Source organism: Ferdinandcohnia sp. FSL W7-1320, from assembly GCF_038050315.1.
GTDB classification, from domain to species: Bacteria; Bacillota; Bacilli; order Bacillales; family Bacillaceae_L; genus Ferdinandcohnia; species Ferdinandcohnia aciditolerans.
In genome coordinates, this window is record NZ_JBBPAM010000001.1 from 1362041 (window position 1) to 1379487 (window position 17447).

The window sequence follows — 17447 nt, forward strand, 5'->3', positions numbered from 1 at the left end:
CGTGACATTTGTATATAAAATAGCACGGACAAAACAAGAATTTAATCAAATCCATCGTTTAAACTACAAAACATTTGTTGAAGAAATTCCACAGCATGAAAAAAATGAAGAAAAAATGCTAATTGATAAATTCCATGATGAAAATACGTATTTAATTTGCGTAAAGGATTCTAAATTAGTGGGTATGATTGCTGTAAGGGCAAACAGACCGTTTTCACTTGATCATAAGCTCTCAAATCTTGATGAACAACTGCCAGTTAAACCAAATAGTCCTTGTGAAATTCGTTTGCTAGCTGTTGAGGAAGAATATCGTAATAATGGGAGGATTTTCTTCGGTCTTGCCCAGCTTATGTCTAATTATTGCTTGAAAGAAGGCTATGATGTCGCCTTAATCTCTGGAACAACAAGACAAGAAAAATTATATCGTCAATTGGGATTCAAACCATTCGCATCTCTAACTGGGACGTCAACTGCATCGTTTTGGCCAATGTATTTAACAAAACAAACCTTCGATGAATCTTTGGCTGGGAGAATATTAAAAGAACCTGTTAGCTTTTTGCCTGGCCCAACTAAAATAAGCGGGAATGTAAAAGTGGCTTTTGCAGAGGAGCCAATTTCCCACCGTTCGAACGAATTTTTGTTTCAAATGAAGTCTGTAAGAGAGAAATTATGTAAAATGACAAACTCAAAGCATGCCGAAATTTTAGTTGGATCTGGTACTTTAGCAAATGATGTTATTGCTGCTCAGCTATCTGTATTAGGGGGTAAAGGCCTAATAATTAGCAATGGAGAGTTTGGTTCAAGATTAATTGATCATGCAAATCGAGCTGGTTTAACTTTTACAAGATTAGAAAAAACATGGGGAACCCCTCTTACAGAGGCTGATATTCAGAGTGAACTTGAAAAAGGTGAGTATACATGGCTTTGGAGTGTCCATAGCGAAACCTCTACAGGTATGCTTATAAACTATGAAAATTTAAAAGAAATCTGCATGATGAACAATATCAAGCTATGTTTGGATTGTATTAGTACAATTGGAGCAGTTAAACTTGATTTCAAGGATATATATTTAGCATCAGGTGTGAGCGGGAAAGCAATTGGTGGCTACACTGGACTCTCATTTGTCTTCCATAATCATGAAATCGAGCCAAATCAGACAATTCCAAGATATTTAGATCTCGGAATGTATGCCATTAATCAAAGTATTCCATATTCCCATTCCTCGAACTTGCTAGAGGCATTAAATCAAGCTCTTAATAAATATGAAAAAGATGAATTTTATTCTGAAATAAAAACAAGATACAAGTTGATTCGTGAATATCTTGAAGGTCTTGGTTTACAAATTTTAACACCACAAGAATCTTCGTCACCTGCAATCATGACGGTATTACTACCAAAGCATATTTCTTCAAAGGACTTTGGAGATGATATGGCACTTCAGGGGTATTACCTTCACTATGAAAGCAGCTATTTACAAGAAAAGAGATGGATTCAAATCTCCTGCATAAGCAGTCACGATGAAAAGAAAATAGTAAGAATGCTACGCGTGTTTGAGTTATTATTAAATCAATATACAAAATTAGGAGAACCTTCGGTATAGAGGGTTTTCTTTTTTTCTAGATTTAGGCGCTATTGGCTCTCTGGTATAAGCCAATTACTTCGAAAGGCAGAAGGGTGCCTTCAGCATTTCTTTTATGTAACATTTCTTTCCAAGTTTCGTCTAAGTGGAAAAGGGGTGAAATGGATGAAGAAAAGATGGTTCATTTATCTTGCTTCAGTTATTATAATCACGGCCATGACTTTATTTTTTAAGGCTTCAAAACCAGCCATCGTCAGCCAAGTGGATACTGAAATCCAACCCGTTACAAAAGAAAAACTCCAAGAGATATTTCGGGAAGCACTAAAGGAAGAAAAACGGAATAGAAGGTTTAGTATTTTCGGAAGGGACACCGCTAGGGAAGATATGTCTGTAACGAATGAATCTTCTGCAGTTGATCAAGCCACTGAAGGGGGAAATGATCATTCAGAAACGAATACACAGGTTCAGGGTGTTGATGAAGCAGACATTGTAAAAACAGATGGAAAACATATATTTCAAATCATTGATGGAAAGCTCAATATCATTAAAGCAGCACCTGCAAAGGAAATGTCTTTAATAAAATCCATACCATTCACACACTCATTTTCACCAAGCCAATTATTTTTGTATGAAGACCAGCTCGTGGTAATTGGGTATACATTCCGTGATAGTACACCTAAAGTAAATCCAAATCAGCGAAAGATGATATACCCTCCTAGACATTTTGAAGCTACAACAGCCATTATTTATGACATAAATGATCCAAGTAATCCCGAGGAAATACGTAGGGTAGAAGTGGAAGGCAATCATGTAACGTCACGGAGAGTAGACAGCTACGTATATTTAGTATCTAATCATTATCCAAATTATTGGATAATGGAAGACATGAGGGCCGATGAGGTTGAATTAAGGCCACGTTTTTCTGATACTGCACTAAAAGATGAAAGCACGCTGATCCCATATGAAAGCATTAAATATATACCAGGGTCAAAAGAAACTAATTTCACTTTAATTGCGGCATTCGATTTGAATGAGCCTAAAAAAGAAGCCACGATTACTTCATATATAGGTAGTGGAAATCAAATGTACATGTCAAAGGAGAACATTTATATTGCGGTTTCAAACTACTATGCCGTACCTTTTATGGAGGGTGGGGCTGATAACTCTCCTAATACGAGCTTGTATAAATTCTCAGTGGAAAAGGACAAAGTCGAATTCCATAGTTCGACTGAAGTACCAGGAACGATTTTAAATCAATTTTCAATGGATGAGTTCAAAGGTACTTTCCGGGTAGCTACAACGAAAGGAGATACTTGGAATGCCAACAAACCTTCAGCGAATAATTTGTATATTTATGATGAGAATTTAAAGCAAATTGGTTCCTTAAGTGATTTAGCTCGAGGAGAACGAATTTATTCTGCAAGATTTATGGGGGAACGGATCTATATTGTCACCTTTAAACAAGTCGATCCATTGTTTGTGATTGATGCTAGCAATCCCAAAAAACCAAAGGTACTAGGTGAGTTGAAAATACCAGGGTTTAGTAATTATCTTCATCCGTATGATGAAAACCATATAATAGGCTTTGGTCATGACACAAAGGTTGTCGCTGATAAAACAAGTACAGGTGAACCAAGGGTGTATACCGATGGGATCAAGATTTCTTTATTTGATATTCGAGATGTGAATGCTCCAAAGGAGAAATTTACCGAAATCATTGGTGGTAGAGGAACATACTCGCCTTTAAATTATGATCATAAAGCTCTTTTATTTAATAAGGAAAAAGGAATTTTTGCATTCCCTATTACTGTTTTTCAAAATATAGAAGGAAAACAGTACGAGCAAAGCTTCGAATTTCAGGGAGCTTATGTGTACGATATCAATTTAGAAGGAATTGAATTAAGAGCAAAGCTCTCACATGACGTTCCTGGCCCATATGAAACATGGGAAGGTGAGATTCAACGAGTCCTTACCATCGAAGATACTTTATATGCCATTTCGCCGACAAAAATTTCTGCATATAACTTAAAAAACTATGAGCAAATTACTGAATCTTCATTGCGTTAAAAAAGGGTAGAATTTCTTCTATCCTTTTTTGGTATTTATCTTATATACTGAATAAGATTATAAGATTATATAAGGAATGAAGGGACAAACATGAATCAACCGAAAATAAATCCATACTTAGTATTGGCCATTGGTGCTGTTGCGGTTTCCACCTCGGCTATTTTTGTTAAATTAGCAAATGCTCCTGCACCCGTTATCGCGTTTTACCGGCTATTTTTTACAGTTCTGCTGATGCTTCCTGTTTTTTTATGGAAATATAGAAATGAACTGAAGGTGATAAAGAAAAGAGATTGGCTCTTTTCTAGTATCTCAGGGGTATTTTTAGCTCTACATTTCATACTATGGTTTGAATCACTTAACTACACATCAGTAACTAGCTCGACTGTTCTTGTGACAATGCAGCCTGTCTTTGCTTTTATCGGAACTTATTTCTTGTTTAAAGAAAAAATAGGCTTAGGTGCTATTTTAAGTACTTGTTTAGCTTTATGTGGTAGCATCATTATTAGTTGGGGTGATTTCCAAATAAGTGGGAGTGCGTTATATGGAGACTTTTTAGCGATTGTTTCCTGCATAATGGTTACAGCCTATCTATTATTTGGGCAAACTGTACGAAAACGCCTAACGCTTGTCACCTATACATTCGTTGTCTACAGTATAAGTACAATTACCTTATTCTTATATGTAGTAATCCTCAAATATCCATTAGGTGGATATGCAGGCCAAGATTGGATGTACTTTTTACTACTAGCAATTGTACCAACTTTACTCGGTCATAATCTTTTCAATTGGTCATTAAAATGGGTAAGTACCTCAACCATTTCGGTAAGTATCCTATTTGAACCAGTTGGTGCTGCGATACTAGCATATTTTATCCTTTCAGAAAAAATCATCCATACACAGATATTCGGAGGAGTCATTATAATACTGGGTATTTGGCTATACTCCATAGGTGAAAGGAAGAAAAAACAGCGGGTTCAACTATCGGAGCAAAGTGTTGGGTAAAGAAAAGCCATGTCTATAGGCGTAGACATGGCTTCATTTTTAAGTGAATTTTCGAGTCATTAAAACGGAGCCGATTCCCATCACTATTAATAAAGCCCCAATTAATAGTAGATTGGAATAAGGACTAGCCGTTGTAGGAAGCTTATTCCCCTGAACTTTTACACTCATCTCTGTAGCCAGAGTTGCTACCGTAAGTAACTTTTCTCCACGTACAAGGATAAAGTCAGAAGCTAGCATATCCTCGGAAACCTTAAGATCCAGCAAATACTCATCATTTGTCCGATAAAGTTCAACTAAAAGCTCTGCCCCATCAAGTGAACTTTTCTCGAGAAGCTTATTATATGCTACAGCTTCCTTAACACCATCTTTTAATAGATAGTACCGGGGCTGTAATTCAAAGATTTCAATCATTTTATCATACATCACGAGAAGTTCTTTTTGCTGCTCTGCCGATAATCCCTCTGAGCTATTATAGGAGAAATATTGCTCTAAATTAGAACTAAGAGACTTCATATTTTCCTCAAGATTTATATCATTTAGACTTAAAAAATGAAGAAATAAACCATCAATTTCATCTTCCGTTAATCCAATTTCTGAGAGCATCCGCTCTGCCTCTACTATTACCTCAGCATGATTTAAATAGAAGTTAACCGTAGTTTCGAGGTCCTTAATAAATAAATAATCATGGATTGACTCCCCAAAACCACCGAGGATATGCTGTAACTCATCCTCATTTAAATTATGTTTTGATAATAGAGTCTGGATGGTCTCTTTGTTAACAGGTTCGCCTAAATAGGAAACCAATTCATCAACAGTCTCAAAATCCTTTACGGACAAATCATAAATTGCTAAATAATCCTCAAGGTCACTCTCAGTAAAACCTGTTTTTGAAGTATAATCTTTTAATTCCTCAGGGGTTACCGCAGCAAACACAACATTAGATAAAAACGAAAACTGGAATAAAAAAATAACCCCAATTAGCAATAACTTCTTCATTCCTCTTCCTCCAAGCCATTATATTCATAGGTCTAGTATTTTCAACTTTTACCAAATAATGCATATGAGAGAAGAATAGACATAAAAAACTGACATCCAAAAGAATGGAATGCCAGATTAAAAACTGAAATTAATAAAATGAACTAGCAAAAAAGCTAAAAACGAAGGCCATAATGATAGACGAAACAAAAGTGATAAAAGTGCTGGCCTCGATTCTTCCTTCATTATTACTTATTCTCAAGCCTTCAATATATACGAATGAAAACAAAAATAAGCACATAGCCAATGATAAAAACATTCCTACTGCTTGCAAAAAGTCAAAAATCAAAACCTTTCCTCCTTCCAATTCCATTACTATTAATAAAATATATGAGTCATTCTAGTAAATATGAATAAAATAATAGAGGACATAGATGGTTTGAAAAATTTAATAGAACCAGCTTTACTAATACTTATAAAAAGTATTTCATCCTAAAACTATTTCTTGTATAATAATTATGGCTTTATCACATGATGAATTAATAGAGAAAAGAGAAGATAGTTCATTTTAAAAAATCCTTAAAACTTTTTAAAAAAAGGTATTGAAAAAGGTTAAAAGAGATGGTATATTAATTCTTGTCGCTAAAACAAGCGACATAGAAATTGAATGAGTGATATAAAACTTTTTAAAAAAAAGAATTGACACTCAAAATTAAAAATGTTATATTAGAAAAGTCGCTTCTGGGCGACAGAAAAAGTTCTTTGAAAACTGAACACAATACAAGCGTCAACGTTTAATTCTAAAGTAACAAACTATTGAGCAATCAATACTCTTATTGGAGAGTTTGATCCTGGCTCAGGATGAACGCTGGCGGCGTGCCTAATACATGCAAGTCGAGCGAACCTGAGGGAGCTTGCTCCCAAAAGTTAGCGGCGGACGGGTGAGTAACACGTGGGCAACCTGCCTATAAGACTGGGATAACTTCGGGAAACCGGAGCTAATACCGGATAACATATGAGACCACATGGTCTCATATTGAAAGATGGCTTTTAGCTATCACTTATAGATGGGCCCGCGGCGCATTAGCTAGTTGGTGAGGTAATGGCTCACCAAGGCAACGATGCGTAGCCGACCTGAGAGGGTGATCGGCCACACTGGGACTGAGACACGGCCCAGACTCCTACGGGAGGCAGCAGTAGGGAATCTTCCGCAATGGACGAAAGTCTGACGGAGCAACGCCGCGTGAGCGAAGAAGGTCTTCGGATCGTAAAGCTCTGTTGTTAGGGAAGAACAAGTACCGTTCGAATAGGGCGGTACCTTGACGGTACCTAACCAGAAAGCCACGGCTAACTACGTGCCAGCAGCCGCGGTAATACGTAGGTGGCAAGCGTTATCCGGAATTATTGGGCGTAAAGCGCGCGCAGGCGGTCCTTTAAGTCTGATGTGAAAGCCCACGGCTCAACCGTGGAGGGTCATTGGAAACTGGGGGACTTGAGTGCAGAAGAGGAGAGCGGAATTCCACGTGTAGCGGTGAAATGCGTAGAGATGTGGAGGAACACCAGTGGCGAAGGCGGCTCTCTGGTCTGTAACTGACGCTGAGGCGCGAAAGCGTGGGGAGCGAACAGGATTAGATACCCTGGTAGTCCACGCCGTAAACGATGAGTGCTAAGTGTTAGAGGGTTTCCGCCCTTTAGTGCTGCAGCAAACGCATTAAGCACTCCGCCTGGGGAGTACGGTCGCAAGACTGAAACTCAAAGGAATTGACGGGGGCCCGCACAAGCGGTGGAGCATGTGGTTTAATTCGAAGCAACGCGAAGAACCTTACCAGGTCTTGACATCCTTATGCCATCTCTAGAGATAGAGCTTTCCCTTCGGGGACATAAGTGACAGGTGGTGCATGGTTGTCGTCAGCTCGTGTCGTGAGATGTTGGGTTAAGTCCCGCAACGAGCGCAACCCTTGATCTTAGTTGCCAGCATTCAGTTGGGCACTCTAAGGTGACTGCCGGTGACAAACCGGAGGAAGGTGGGGATGACGTCAAATCATCATGCCCCTTATGACCTGGGCTACACACGTGCTACAATGGATGGTACAAAGGGCAGCGAAACCGCGAGGTTAAGCCAATCCCATAAAACCATTCTCAGTTCGGATTGCAGGCTGCAACTCGCCTGCATGAAGCCGGAATCGCTAGTAATCGCGGATCAGCATGCCGCGGTGAATACGTTCCCGGGCCTTGTACACACCGCCCGTCACACCACGAGAGTTTGTAACACCCGAAGTCGGTGGGGTAACCGCAAGGAGCCAGCCGCCTAAGGTGGGACAGATGATTGGGGTGAAGTCGTAACAAGGTAGCCGTATCGGAAGGTGCGGCTGGATCACCTCCTTTCTAAGGAAACTGAAGTTCTACGAACTTCATAAAAAGACGTTTTGTATTGTGGTCAGTTTTGAGAGTGCTTTTTTGTGCTTTCAATATTGCACTTGCGTCTGCTAGATTAATCGAAGATGATTGATTCCTCAGCGCAAAGCTGCATGAAGATTACTCACTGATGTTTAATCACGATGTGATTGATGTCAGTAGCTTCGTTCCTTGAAAACTAGATAACGTAACAAAACATTCATTGAAGTAGTAAAAGTTCTTTAAAACTTGAAGGCGCACGAGAAGCAAGAAGTTCGAGGCGACGAGTTTTCGAGCAGCGGAGTGCACTTTAGGGTGCATGAGCAGCGGAGAAAGCGAGTCAACGAAGAAATTCGCAGCTTATCGAAGCCGAAATAGGTTAAGTTATGAAGGGCGCACGGTGGATGCCTTGGCACTAGGAGCCGATGAAGGACGGTACTAACACCGATATGCTTCGGGGAGCTGTAAGTAAGCATTGATCCGAAGATTTCCGAATGGGGAAACCCACTGCTCGTAATGGGGCAGTATCCTTACCTGAATACATAGGGTAAGAGAAGGTAGACCCGGGGAACTGAAACATCTTAGTACCCGGAGGAAGAGAAAGCAAACGCGATTTCCTGAGTAGCGGCGAGCGAAACGGAAGATAGCCCAAACCAAGAGGCTTGCCTCTTGGGGTTGTAGGACACTCTATACGGAGTTACAAAAGAGCGAAGTAGACGAAGCGACCTGGAAAGGTCCGTCAGAGAAGGTAACAACCCTGTAGTCGAAACTTCGTTCTCTCTTGAGTGGATCCTGAGTACGGCGGGACACGAGAAATCCCGTCGGAAGCTGGGAGGACCATCTCCCAAGGCTAAATACTCCCTAGTGACCGATAGTGAACCAGTACCGTGAGGGAAAGGTGAAAAGCACCCCGGGAGGGGAGTGAAATAGAACCTGAAACCGTGTGCCTACAAGTAGTCAAAGCACATTTATGTGTGATGGCGTGCCTTTTGTAGAATGAACCGGCGAGTTACGATCCCGTGCAAGGTTAAGTTGAAGAGACGGAGCCGCAGCGAAAGCGAGTCTGAATAGGGCGAAATAGTACGTGGTCGTAGACCCGAAACCAGGTGATCTACCCATGTCCAGGGTGAAGTTCAGGTAACACTGAATGGAGGCCCGAACCCACGCACGTTGAAAAGTGCGGGGATGAGGTGTGGGTAGCGGAGAAATTCCAATCGAACTTGGAGATAGCTGGTTCTCTCCGAAATAGCTTTAGGGCTAGCCTCGAGTATAGAGTCTTGGAGGTAGAGCACTGATTGGACTAGGGGCCCTCATCGGGTTACCGAATTCAGTCAAACTCCGAATGCCAAAGACTTGATTCTCGGGAGTCAGACTGCGAGTGATAAGATCCGTAGTCAAGAGGGAAACAGCCCAGACCACCAGCTAAGGTCCCAAAGTATACGTTAAGTGGAAAAGGATGTGGAGTTGCTTAGACAACCAGGATGTTGGCTTAGAAGCAGCCACCATTTAAAGAGTGCGTAATAGCTCACTGGTCGAGTGACTCTGCGCCGAAAATGTACCGGGGCTAAACGTATCACCGAAGCTGTGGATTGTTCTTACGAACAATGGTAGGAGAGCGTTCTAAGTGCCGTGAAGTCAGACCGTGAGGACTGGTGGAGCGCTTAGAAGTGAGAATGCCGGTATGAGTAGCGAAAGATGGGTGAGAATCCCATCCACCGAATGCCTAAGGTTTCCTGAGGAAGGCTCGTCCGCTCAGGGTTAGTCGGGACCTAAGCCGAGGCTGAAAAGCGTAGGCGATGGACAACAGGTTGATATTCCTGTACCACCTCTTTACCGTTTGAGCGATGGAGGGACGCAGGAGGATAGGGTAAGCGCACTGTTGGATATGTGCGTCCAAGCAGTTAGACTGGTAAGTAGGCAAATCCGCTTACCGTAAGGTTGAGCTGTGATGGCGAGGGAAATATAGTACCGAAGTTCCTGATTCCACACTGCCAAGAAAAGCTTCTAGCGAGGTAAATGGTGCCCGTACCGCAAACCGACACAGGTAGGCGAGGAGAGAATCCTAAGGTGATCGAGAGAACTCTCGTTAAGGAACTCGGCAAAATGACCCCGTAACTTCGGGAGAAGGGGTGCTTTTTAGGGTGCATAGCCCTGAAGAGCCGCAGTGAATAGGCCCAGGCGACTGTTTAGCAAAAACACAGGTCTCTGCGAAGCCGCAAGGCGAAGTATAGGGGCTGACACCTGCCCGGTGCTGGAAGGTTAAGAGGAGGGGTTAGCGCAAGCGAAGCTCTGAATCGAAGCCCCAGTAAACGGCGGCCGTAACTATAACGGTCCTAAGGTAGCGAAATTCCTTGTCAGGTAAGTTCTGACCCGCACGAAAGGTGTAACGATCTGGGCACTGTCTCAACGAGAGACTCGGTGAAATTATAGTACCTGTGAAGATGCAGGTTACCCGCGACAGGACGGAAAGACCCCGTGGAGCTTTACTGCAGCCTGATATTGAATTTTGGTACAGCTTGTACAGGATAGGTAGGAGCCTTGGAAGCCGGAGCGCCAGCTTCGGTGGAGGCATCGGTGGGATACTACCCTGGCTGTATTGAAATTCTAACCCGAAGGCCTTATCGGCCTTGGAGACAGTGTCAGGTGGGCAGTTTGACTGGGGCGGTCGCCTCCTAAAAAGTAACGGAGGCGCCCAAAGGTTCCCTCAGAATGGTTGGAAATCATTCGTAGAGTGTAAAGGCACAAGGGAGCTTGACTGCGAGACCTACAAGTCGAGCAGGGACGAAAGTCGGGCTTAGTGATCCGGTGGTTCCGCATGGAAGGGCCATCGCTCAACGGATAAAAGCTACCCCGGGGATAACAGGCTTATCTCCCCCAAGAGTCCACATCGACGGGGAGGTTTGGCACCTCGATGTCGGCTCATCGCATCCTGGGGCTGTAGTCGGTCCCAAGGGTTGGGCTGTTCGCCCATTAAAGCGGTACGCGAGCTGGGTTCAGAACGTCGTGAGACAGTTCGGTCCCTATCCGTCGTGGGCGTAGGAAATTTGAGAGGAGCTGTCCTTAGTACGAGAGGACCGGGATGGACACACCGCTGGTGTACCAGTTGTTCTGCCAAGGGCATAGCTGGGTAGCTATGTGTGGAAGGGATAAGTGCTGAAAGCATCTAAGCATGAAGCCCCCCTCAAGATGAGATTTCCCATAGTGTTAAACTAGTAAGATCCCTCGAAGATGACGAGGTTGATAGGTCAGAGGTGGAAGCATGGTGACATGTGCAGCTGACTGATACTAATCGATCGAGGACTTAACCAAAATACTTCGAAGATGAATGTAAGTACGTTATTTAGTTTTGAAGGAATGAAAATTTCTTCTTGAAATTTTTTTTGAAGATAGTATAATATATCTTGTCTTTAACTTATCTAGTGACGATAGCGAGAAGGTCACACCCGTTCCCATACCGAACACGGAAGTTAAGCTTCTCAGCGCCGATGGTAGTTGGGGCTTTGCCCCTGTGAGAGTAGGACGTCGCTAGGTTGGATGAGACGGAGGATTAGCTCAGCTGGGAGAGCACCTGCCTTACAAGCAGGGGGTCGGCGGTTCGATCCCGTCATCCTCCACCATATATTTTAAGTTTAATTTGCCGGTTTAGCTCAATTGGTAGAGCAACTGACTTGTAATCAGTAGGTTGGGGGTTCAAGTCCTCTAGCCGGCACCACTTGCGAGCCATTAGCTCAGTTGGTAGAGCATCTGACTTTTAATCAGAGGGTCGAAGGTTCGAGTCCTTCATGGCTCACCATTTAAATTAAATATGCGGGTGTGGCGGAATTGGCAGACGCGCTAGACTTAGGATCTAGTGTCTTTGACGTGGGGGTTCGAGTCCCTTCACCCGCATTATGCGGAAGTAGTTCAGTGGTAGAACACCACCTTGCCAAGGTGGGGGTCGCGGGTTCGAATCCCGTCTTCCGCTCCATGGCATTACTTGCCGGGGTGGCGGAACTGGCAGACGCACAGGACTTAAAATCCTGCGGTAGGTGACTACCGTACCGGTTCGATTCCGGTCCTCGGCACCATCTAATAAAATAAAAAAAGTGCGCCCGTAGCTCAATTGGATAGAGCGTCTGACTACGGATCAGAAGGTTATGGGTTCGACTCCTATCGGGCGCGCCATTTTACGGGAAGTAGCTCAGCTTGGTAGAGCACTTGGTTTGGGACCAAGGGGTCGCAGGTTCGAATCCTGTCTTCCCGACCATTAACAAAATTGGGGCCTTAGCTCAGCTGGGAGAGCGCCTGCTTTGCACGCAGGAGGTCAGCGGTTCGATCCCGCTAGGCTCCACCATTAGAATTTTAAATAATTACTTTAATTATGGCGGTGTAGCTCAGCTGGCTAGAGCGTACGGTTCATACCCGTGAGGTCGGGGGTTCGATCCCCTCCGCCGCTACCATTTAAAATTAAAAATTCTAGGACCTTTAGCTCAGCTGGTTAGAGCAGACGGCTCATAACCGTCCGGTCGTAGGTTCGAGTCCTACAAGGTCCACCATTTACAACCTTATATATGTGGAGGAATACCCAAGTCCGGCTGAAGGGATCGGTCTTGAAAACCGACAGGGGTGTTAAAGCCCGCGGGGGTTCGAATCCCTCTTCCTCCGCCATATTTTTTAACAAATATATGGTGTAAGAAAGTCATATTTTATAAACCTTCTATATATCGCTGGGTGGAGCAACGAGCGTTGCATCATCGATATACTGCGAGTTGTCCCGACGGACATGCTTCAAGAATAAGCTTGAAGAGGAAGGGGACAGTTATTTACTTGCATAGCGCATAACATAAACTTTATAAATTCTATTATCGCGGGGTGGAGCAGTCTGGTAGCTCGTCGGGCTCATAACCCGAAGGTCGTAGGTTCAAATCCTGCCCCCGCAACCAAAAAAAAGTGTTGACAAGCACAAGAAGTTATAGTAAAATAATTTTTGTTGTTAAAAATGGTCCCGTGGTGTAGCGGTTAACATGCCTGCCTGTCACGCAGGAGATCGCCGGTTCGATCCCGGTCGGGACCGCCATATTTTGTGGCTCAGTAGCTCAGTCGGTAGAGCAAAGGACTGAAAATCCTTGTGTCGGCGGTTCGATTCCGTCCTGAGCCACCTTTCTAATTTTATAAACTTTAATGGCGGCTGTGGCGAAGTGGTTAACGCATCGGATTGTGGTTCCGACATTCGTGGGTTCGATTCCCATCAGCCGCCCCATATAAAAAATGCGGGTGTAGTTTAATGGTAAAACCTCAGCCTTCCAAGCTGATGTCGTGAGTTCGATTCTCATCACCCGCTCCAATTTATACAATGGGCCTATAGCTCAGCTGGTTAGAGCGCACGCCTGATAAGCGTGAGGTCGATGGTTCGAGTCCATTTAGGCCCACCATATATAATTATTCCGCAGTAGCTCAGTGGTAGAGCTATCGGCTGTTAACCGATCGGTCGTAGGTTCGAATCCTACCTGCGGAGCCATTTTTGGGGAAGTACTCAAGTGGCTGAAGAGGCGCCCCTGCTAAGGGTGTAGGTCGCGTAAGCGGCGCGAGGGTTCAAATCCCTCCTTCTCCGCCATGTCGAATCATATAAATACTTTTTTCTGGCCCGTTGGTCAAGCGGTTAAGACACCGCCCTTTCACGGCGGTAACACGGGTTCGAATCCCGTACGGGTCATCAAACGTTATGAGAATTTCTCATGGCGTTTTTTTATTTTACTAGATTTCTAGTTTCTTATTTTTTTACGGTTACAAAAAGAAAAACACCTGTTGCCAGGTGCTTAATCTTGAGAAATGATATCATCTTCTATTTTCTTTGCGGGGTTGTCTAAATCTACATCTGAGAAGATTCCGGGTGATATTCCACGGAACATGTCAAATGCTAGAATTTTATCATCTGGGGCATCAAATAGTGGAGCATCGGGTTTTTTATTAACGTCTTCTTTACGTTTCATCTTCCACACCTCCATTTATTATCTTCCCAGTTATACTTATATTTATTCTATCTGTTATCACCGTTTAATAAATTTCCGATTCCTCCTAGAATACTTCCTTCACCTGTGCTTCCCCCATTTCTAGGTGCACTTGCGAAGATACGGTCTGCCATACGGCTAAATGGCAATGATTGTACCCAAACTGTTCCAGGGCCACGTACAGTTGCGTAGAATAAACCTTCACCACCAAAGAAAGCTGTTTTTATTTTCCCTACATATTCGATATTGTAATCTACTTCCTTCGTCATCCCAACTAAGCAGCCTGTGTCTATTCGAAGGATTTCACCAGGTTGGAGTTCTTTTTTATGTATGGTTCCACCTGCGTGTAAAAAGGCTAATCCATCTCCTTCTAATTTTTGCATGATGAAGCCCTCTCCACCGAAGAAACCAGTACCTAATTTGCGTTGAAAGTCTATTCCGACTGATACTCCTTTTGCTGCACATAAAAAAGAATCTTTTTGACAAATCACTTTTCCACCTAGCATGCTTAAATCAACCGGGATGATTTTTCCAGGATATGGGGCAGCAAACGAAACATGTTTTTTGCCCATATGGCTATTGGTAAAAACTGTCATAAAAAGACTCTCACCAGTAAGGACTCTTTTACCTGCACCAAACAGTTTACCTAATAAACCTCCACCTCCAGATTCTGAACCATCACCGAATATGGTTTCCATCGAGATTCCATCTTCCATCATCATCATGGCTCCTGCTTCCGCAATAACACTTTCACTCGGATCTAGCTCGATTTCAACAAATTGCATGTCATCTCCATATAGTTTGTATTCAATCTCATGAGCGTTCATTATACTCTTCCTTTCATTAAAAATGATATATAGAAATAATTCGTCATTTGCTTAGTATCTTCCTTTAAGCTTTTCACTAAGTATGAAAATAATGTCAGTCTATTGGAGATTTCAATGACAAAATGAAAATGAGATATTATAATATATTTAGAATTTTCTTGAAATAGTTAGTCTAAGGAGGAGTTTATGAGTTCAGAAGTCGCAGTAAAAAGACGTATTTGGCCCAGAAAGAAAAGATGGAGGGTTATTTTAGTATCAGGAATTATAATCATCCTCCTGCTTGTCGCAAGTATTTTGGCAGGCTATTTATTTTTGAGAAAGAGTTTACCAGAAATTGAAGGTACAATTAATGTTGCTGGTATTACTGATGAGGTTGAAGTGATTCGTGATCAAAATGGGGTTCCCCATATAAGTGCTAAAAACACTCACGATCTGTATTTTGCACAAGGATATGTAACGGCTCAGGACAGGTTATTTCAAATGGATCTAAGCCGTAGACAGGCATCAGGAGAGCTCAGTGAGGTAATTGGTAGCTCCCTAATTGAACAGGATAAATATTATAGAACTCTTGGCTTACGAAGAGCAGCTAAAATCTCGTACGATGGATACTCGACAGAAGCGAAAGGTGTCTTACAATCTTATGCAGATGGCGTAAATGCTTTTATTAAGGAAGCAAAGGAGAAGAATACATTACCCGTCGAATTTACTCTTGCCGGATATGAACCAACGGAGTGGAGTCCTATAGACTCACTCACGATAGGTAAGTATATGGCTTATGATTTAGGAGGTCATTATAAAGGTCAAGCCTTTCGTTATTACATGGCACAGCATGTGTCAGAAGAAAAACTACTTGAATTATTTCCTACATATCCTGAAGATGGGGCAACAGTTCTTCAAGTAATGAAAGAAAATCCTATTGATATTTCCAAAAGTATTGCACAAGCTCCTTTCCCAAATGAATTTAATGGGAGTAATAACTGGGTGGTTAGTGGAGAAAAATCTGAGTCAGGTATGCCGATTCTAGCGGATGATCCTCATTTAGCTTTGGCTACTCCGTCGATTTGGTATGAAACGCATTTACAAAATAATGAGGTAAACGTAAGTGGTGTCATTTTTGCAGGTGTTCCAGGAATTATATTAGGACGTAATGAACATATCGTCTGGGGAGTTACCAATGTAGGTCCTGATGTCCAGGATTTATATATTGAAAAAAGAAATCCAGAAAATCCAAATCAGTTTGAGTATATGGGGAAGTGGGAGGATGCAAGAATTATTGATGAACCAATAAAAGTGAAGGATGGAGAAACAATTCCTTATCAAGTTCAGGTAACAAGGCATGGTCCCATTATTTCAGAATTCACTCATGACCACAAGGAAGAAACTGCTTTAGCTTTAAGATGGACAGCTCTCGATCCTTCGACTGAACTTGAAGCGGTGTTGATGTTTAACAAGGCGAAGAGTTGGGATGAATTTAAAGAAGCTCTTACATATTTTCATACCCCTGCTCAAAATTTTGTTTTTGCAGCTACGGATGGAACCATTGCTTATCGAGCGAATGGGTTAATTCCTATTCGAAAAAAGGGAGATAGTTCGATACCTGTACCAGGTTGGACGGATGAATATGAGTGGGAGGGTTTTATTCCATGGGATGAACTTCCAACAATTGTGAACCCAGAGGAGGGGTTTATTTCTACGGCAAATAATAGAATTGTAACAGATGATTATCCATACCATATTACGAATACTTGGGCACAGCCATATCGTCAACAACGTATACGGGATGTTTTAACGAGTAAGAAGAAACTTTCGGTTGATGATATGCTTCAACTACAGTTTGACCAACATAATTTGCAGGCGGAGGAATTTGTACCGATTTTTCTTGATGTATTAACAAGCAATAAAGAAAAGCTAAGAGATATTGATAAAGAAGTCTTAAAGCGGTTTGAAGGATGGGACTCTGTAGATCGAAGAGAAGATGGAGAGCCTTTAGTCTTTCATAAATGGATGGAGGAATTCGCGAATGTTTTGTTTGAAGAATCCATTCCAATTGAAATTGATAACTTGTTTGAAGGTAAATCCCAAATTGTTGACCAAATGATTAGAAATGCTGCCAAAGGGGATGAAGGTGTATGGTTGAGTGAAGCTGGTGGTTTAGAGCAGGTAACTCTAGAGTCATTCAAGCGAGCTGTTGATTTTGCTGTCAAACAACAAGGGAAGCATCCGGGTAAATGGAAATGGGGTGAATTTCATAGGGTTCCTTTTAATCATCCGTTGTCGGCAATTTCTCCGTTAAACTATCTTTTTAATCATAATGAATTTGTTCCAATGGGTGGTAGTGGAGTATCGGTAGCTGCTGCAAGTTTCAATAGAAAATCAGGAGCTATAACACATGGAGCTGCATGGCGTTCCGTAATTGACCTATCAAACATGAAACAAAGCTATAATGTGGTAGGTCCAGGGCAATCTGGTCATGTTTTGAGCAAATTCTATCATGATCAAATTTCAGATTGGACAACAGGAAAATATCATATCACTCATACTTACAAAGAGAACTATATAATAAATAGTTATAGATTACTTTTACAACCAATAAAGTAAAAAAGTAAAGCAGTGGGG

General features: G+C 42.2%; 8 protein-coding genes, 21 tRNA genes and 3 rRNA genes. 28 read left to right on the forward strand and 4 right to left on the reverse strand.

All coding sequences use genetic code 11. The annotated features are described in order from the left end of the window. Position 1 precedes the first annotated feature (1 nt). The 3 genes from NST91_RS06850 (at position 2) to NST91_RS06860 (ending at position 4648) form a co-directional block, all read left to right on the forward strand. Positions 2-1600, forward strand: coding sequence for an aminotransferase class V-fold PLP-dependent enzyme (locus NST91_RS06850; protein WP_341330553.1), 1599 nt, complete (start codon positions 2-4; stop codon positions 1598-1600). Between the two features lie 144 nt (positions 1601-1744). Then, on the forward strand, positions 1745-3646 hold the full coding sequence (locus tag NST91_RS06855; protein ID WP_341330554.1) for a beta-propeller domain-containing protein: 1902 nt from the start codon (positions 1745-1747) through the stop codon (positions 3644-3646). A gap of 90 nt (positions 3647-3736) precedes the next feature. Beyond that, the gene (locus NST91_RS06860; protein WP_341330555.1) at positions 3737-4648 is read left to right on the forward strand and encodes a DMT family transporter; all 912 of its coding nucleotides are present in this window, start codon (positions 3737-3739) and stop codon (positions 4646-4648) included. A gap of 39 nt (positions 4649-4687) precedes the next feature. Here NST91_RS06860 and NST91_RS06865 read toward each other — a convergent pair whose 3' ends face one another. Then, entirely contained in the window at positions 4688-5644 is a 957-nt protein-coding gene (locus NST91_RS06865; RefSeq protein WP_341330556.1) for a processed acidic surface protein, read from the reverse strand. A 130-nt stretch (positions 5645-5774) separates the two neighbouring features. After that, positions 5775-5972 carry a hypothetical protein gene (locus NST91_RS06870; protein ID WP_099361783.1) on the reverse strand — a complete coding sequence of 66 codons (198 nt, stop codon included), beginning with the start codon at positions 5970-5972 and terminating at the stop codon, positions 5775-5777. A 484-nt stretch (positions 5973-6456) separates the two neighbouring features. Here NST91_RS06870 and NST91_RS06875 point away from each other — a divergent pair. From NST91_RS06875 to NST91_RS06990, 24 genes are all read left to right on the forward strand, one after another. Then, positions 6457-8008: ribosomal RNA gene (locus NST91_RS06875) — 16S ribosomal RNA — on the forward strand. A gap of 386 nt (positions 8009-8394) precedes the next feature. Further along, positions 8395-11326, forward strand: a 23S ribosomal RNA gene (locus tag NST91_RS06880). Between the two features lie 106 nt (positions 11327-11432). Continuing rightward, positions 11433-11548 (forward strand): 5S ribosomal RNA (gene rrf, locus NST91_RS06885). Together the 16S, 23S and 5S rRNA genes with 21 tRNA genes alongside form the textbook arrangement of a ribosomal RNA operon. Before the next feature lie 10 nt (positions 11549-11558). After that, positions 11559-11634: transfer RNA gene (locus tag NST91_RS06890), tRNA-Val, on the forward strand. Between the two features lie 19 nt (positions 11635-11653). Further along, a tRNA-Thr gene (locus NST91_RS06895) sits at positions 11654-11729 on the forward strand. A gap of 5 nt (positions 11730-11734) precedes the next feature. After that, positions 11735-11810 (forward strand) — tRNA-Lys (locus NST91_RS06900). A 14-nt stretch (positions 11811-11824) separates the two neighbouring features. Beyond that, positions 11825-11905 (forward strand) — tRNA-Leu (locus NST91_RS06905). Between the two features lie 4 nt (positions 11906-11909). Next, positions 11910-11984, forward strand: a tRNA-Gly gene (locus NST91_RS06910). An 11-nt stretch (positions 11985-11995) separates the two neighbouring features. Next, positions 11996-12084, forward strand: a tRNA-Leu gene (locus NST91_RS06915). A gap of 20 nt (positions 12085-12104) precedes the next feature. Beyond that, positions 12105-12181: transfer RNA gene (locus tag NST91_RS06920), tRNA-Arg, on the forward strand. 5 nt (positions 12182-12186) lie between these two features. Continuing rightward, positions 12187-12263 (forward strand) — tRNA-Pro (locus NST91_RS06925). A gap of 11 nt (positions 12264-12274) precedes the next feature. Beyond that, a tRNA-Ala gene (locus NST91_RS06930) sits at positions 12275-12350 on the forward strand. A 29-nt stretch (positions 12351-12379) separates the two neighbouring features. Beyond that, positions 12380-12456, forward strand: a tRNA-Met gene (locus NST91_RS06935). A 19-nt stretch (positions 12457-12475) separates the two neighbouring features. Then, positions 12476-12552, forward strand: a tRNA-Ile gene (locus NST91_RS06940). A 19-nt stretch (positions 12553-12571) separates the two neighbouring features. Next, a tRNA-Ser gene (locus NST91_RS06945) sits at positions 12572-12664 on the forward strand. A 198-nt stretch (positions 12665-12862) separates the two neighbouring features. Then, positions 12863-12939: transfer RNA gene (locus NST91_RS06950), tRNA-Met, on the forward strand. A gap of 58 nt (positions 12940-12997) precedes the next feature. After that, a tRNA-Asp gene (locus NST91_RS06955) sits at positions 12998-13073 on the forward strand. Positions 13074-13081: 8 nt separating this feature from the next. Beyond that, positions 13082-13154, forward strand: a tRNA-Phe gene (locus NST91_RS06960). A 26-nt stretch (positions 13155-13180) separates the two neighbouring features. Beyond that, positions 13181-13256: transfer RNA gene (locus tag NST91_RS06965), tRNA-His, on the forward strand. Positions 13257-13266: 10 nt separating this feature from the next. Further along, positions 13267-13340 (forward strand) — tRNA-Gly (locus NST91_RS06970). Between the two features lie 11 nt (positions 13341-13351). Continuing rightward, positions 13352-13428, forward strand: a tRNA-Ile gene (locus tag NST91_RS06975). An 11-nt stretch (positions 13429-13439) separates the two neighbouring features. Further along, positions 13440-13514: transfer RNA gene (locus NST91_RS06980), tRNA-Asn, on the forward strand. Positions 13515-13519: 5 nt separating this feature from the next. Continuing rightward, positions 13520-13610, forward strand: a tRNA-Ser gene (locus tag NST91_RS06985). A gap of 27 nt (positions 13611-13637) precedes the next feature. Then, positions 13638-13709, forward strand: a tRNA-Glu gene (locus tag NST91_RS06990). Between the two features lie 103 nt (positions 13710-13812). Here the strand turns inward: NST91_RS06990 and NST91_RS06995 are convergent. Both NST91_RS06995 and NST91_RS07000 read right to left on the reverse strand, forming a co-directional pair. Further along, on the reverse strand, positions 13813-13986 hold the full coding sequence (locus NST91_RS06995) for a hypothetical protein (RefSeq protein WP_341330557.1): 174 nt from the start codon (positions 13984-13986) through the stop codon (positions 13813-13815). 47 nt (positions 13987-14033) lie between these two features. After that, positions 14034-14831, reverse strand: a complete 798-nt coding sequence (locus tag NST91_RS07000) for a TIGR00266 family protein (RefSeq protein ID WP_341330558.1) — start codon at positions 14829-14831, stop codon at positions 14034-14036. 186 nt (positions 14832-15017) lie between these two features. Here NST91_RS07000 and NST91_RS07005 point away from each other — a divergent pair, with 186 nt between their 5' ends. Then, positions 15018-17429 carry a penicillin acylase family protein gene (locus NST91_RS07005; protein ID WP_341330559.1) on the forward strand — a complete coding sequence of 804 codons (2412 nt, stop codon included), beginning with the start codon at positions 15018-15020 and terminating at the stop codon, positions 17427-17429. Positions 17430-17447 lie beyond the last annotated feature (18 nt).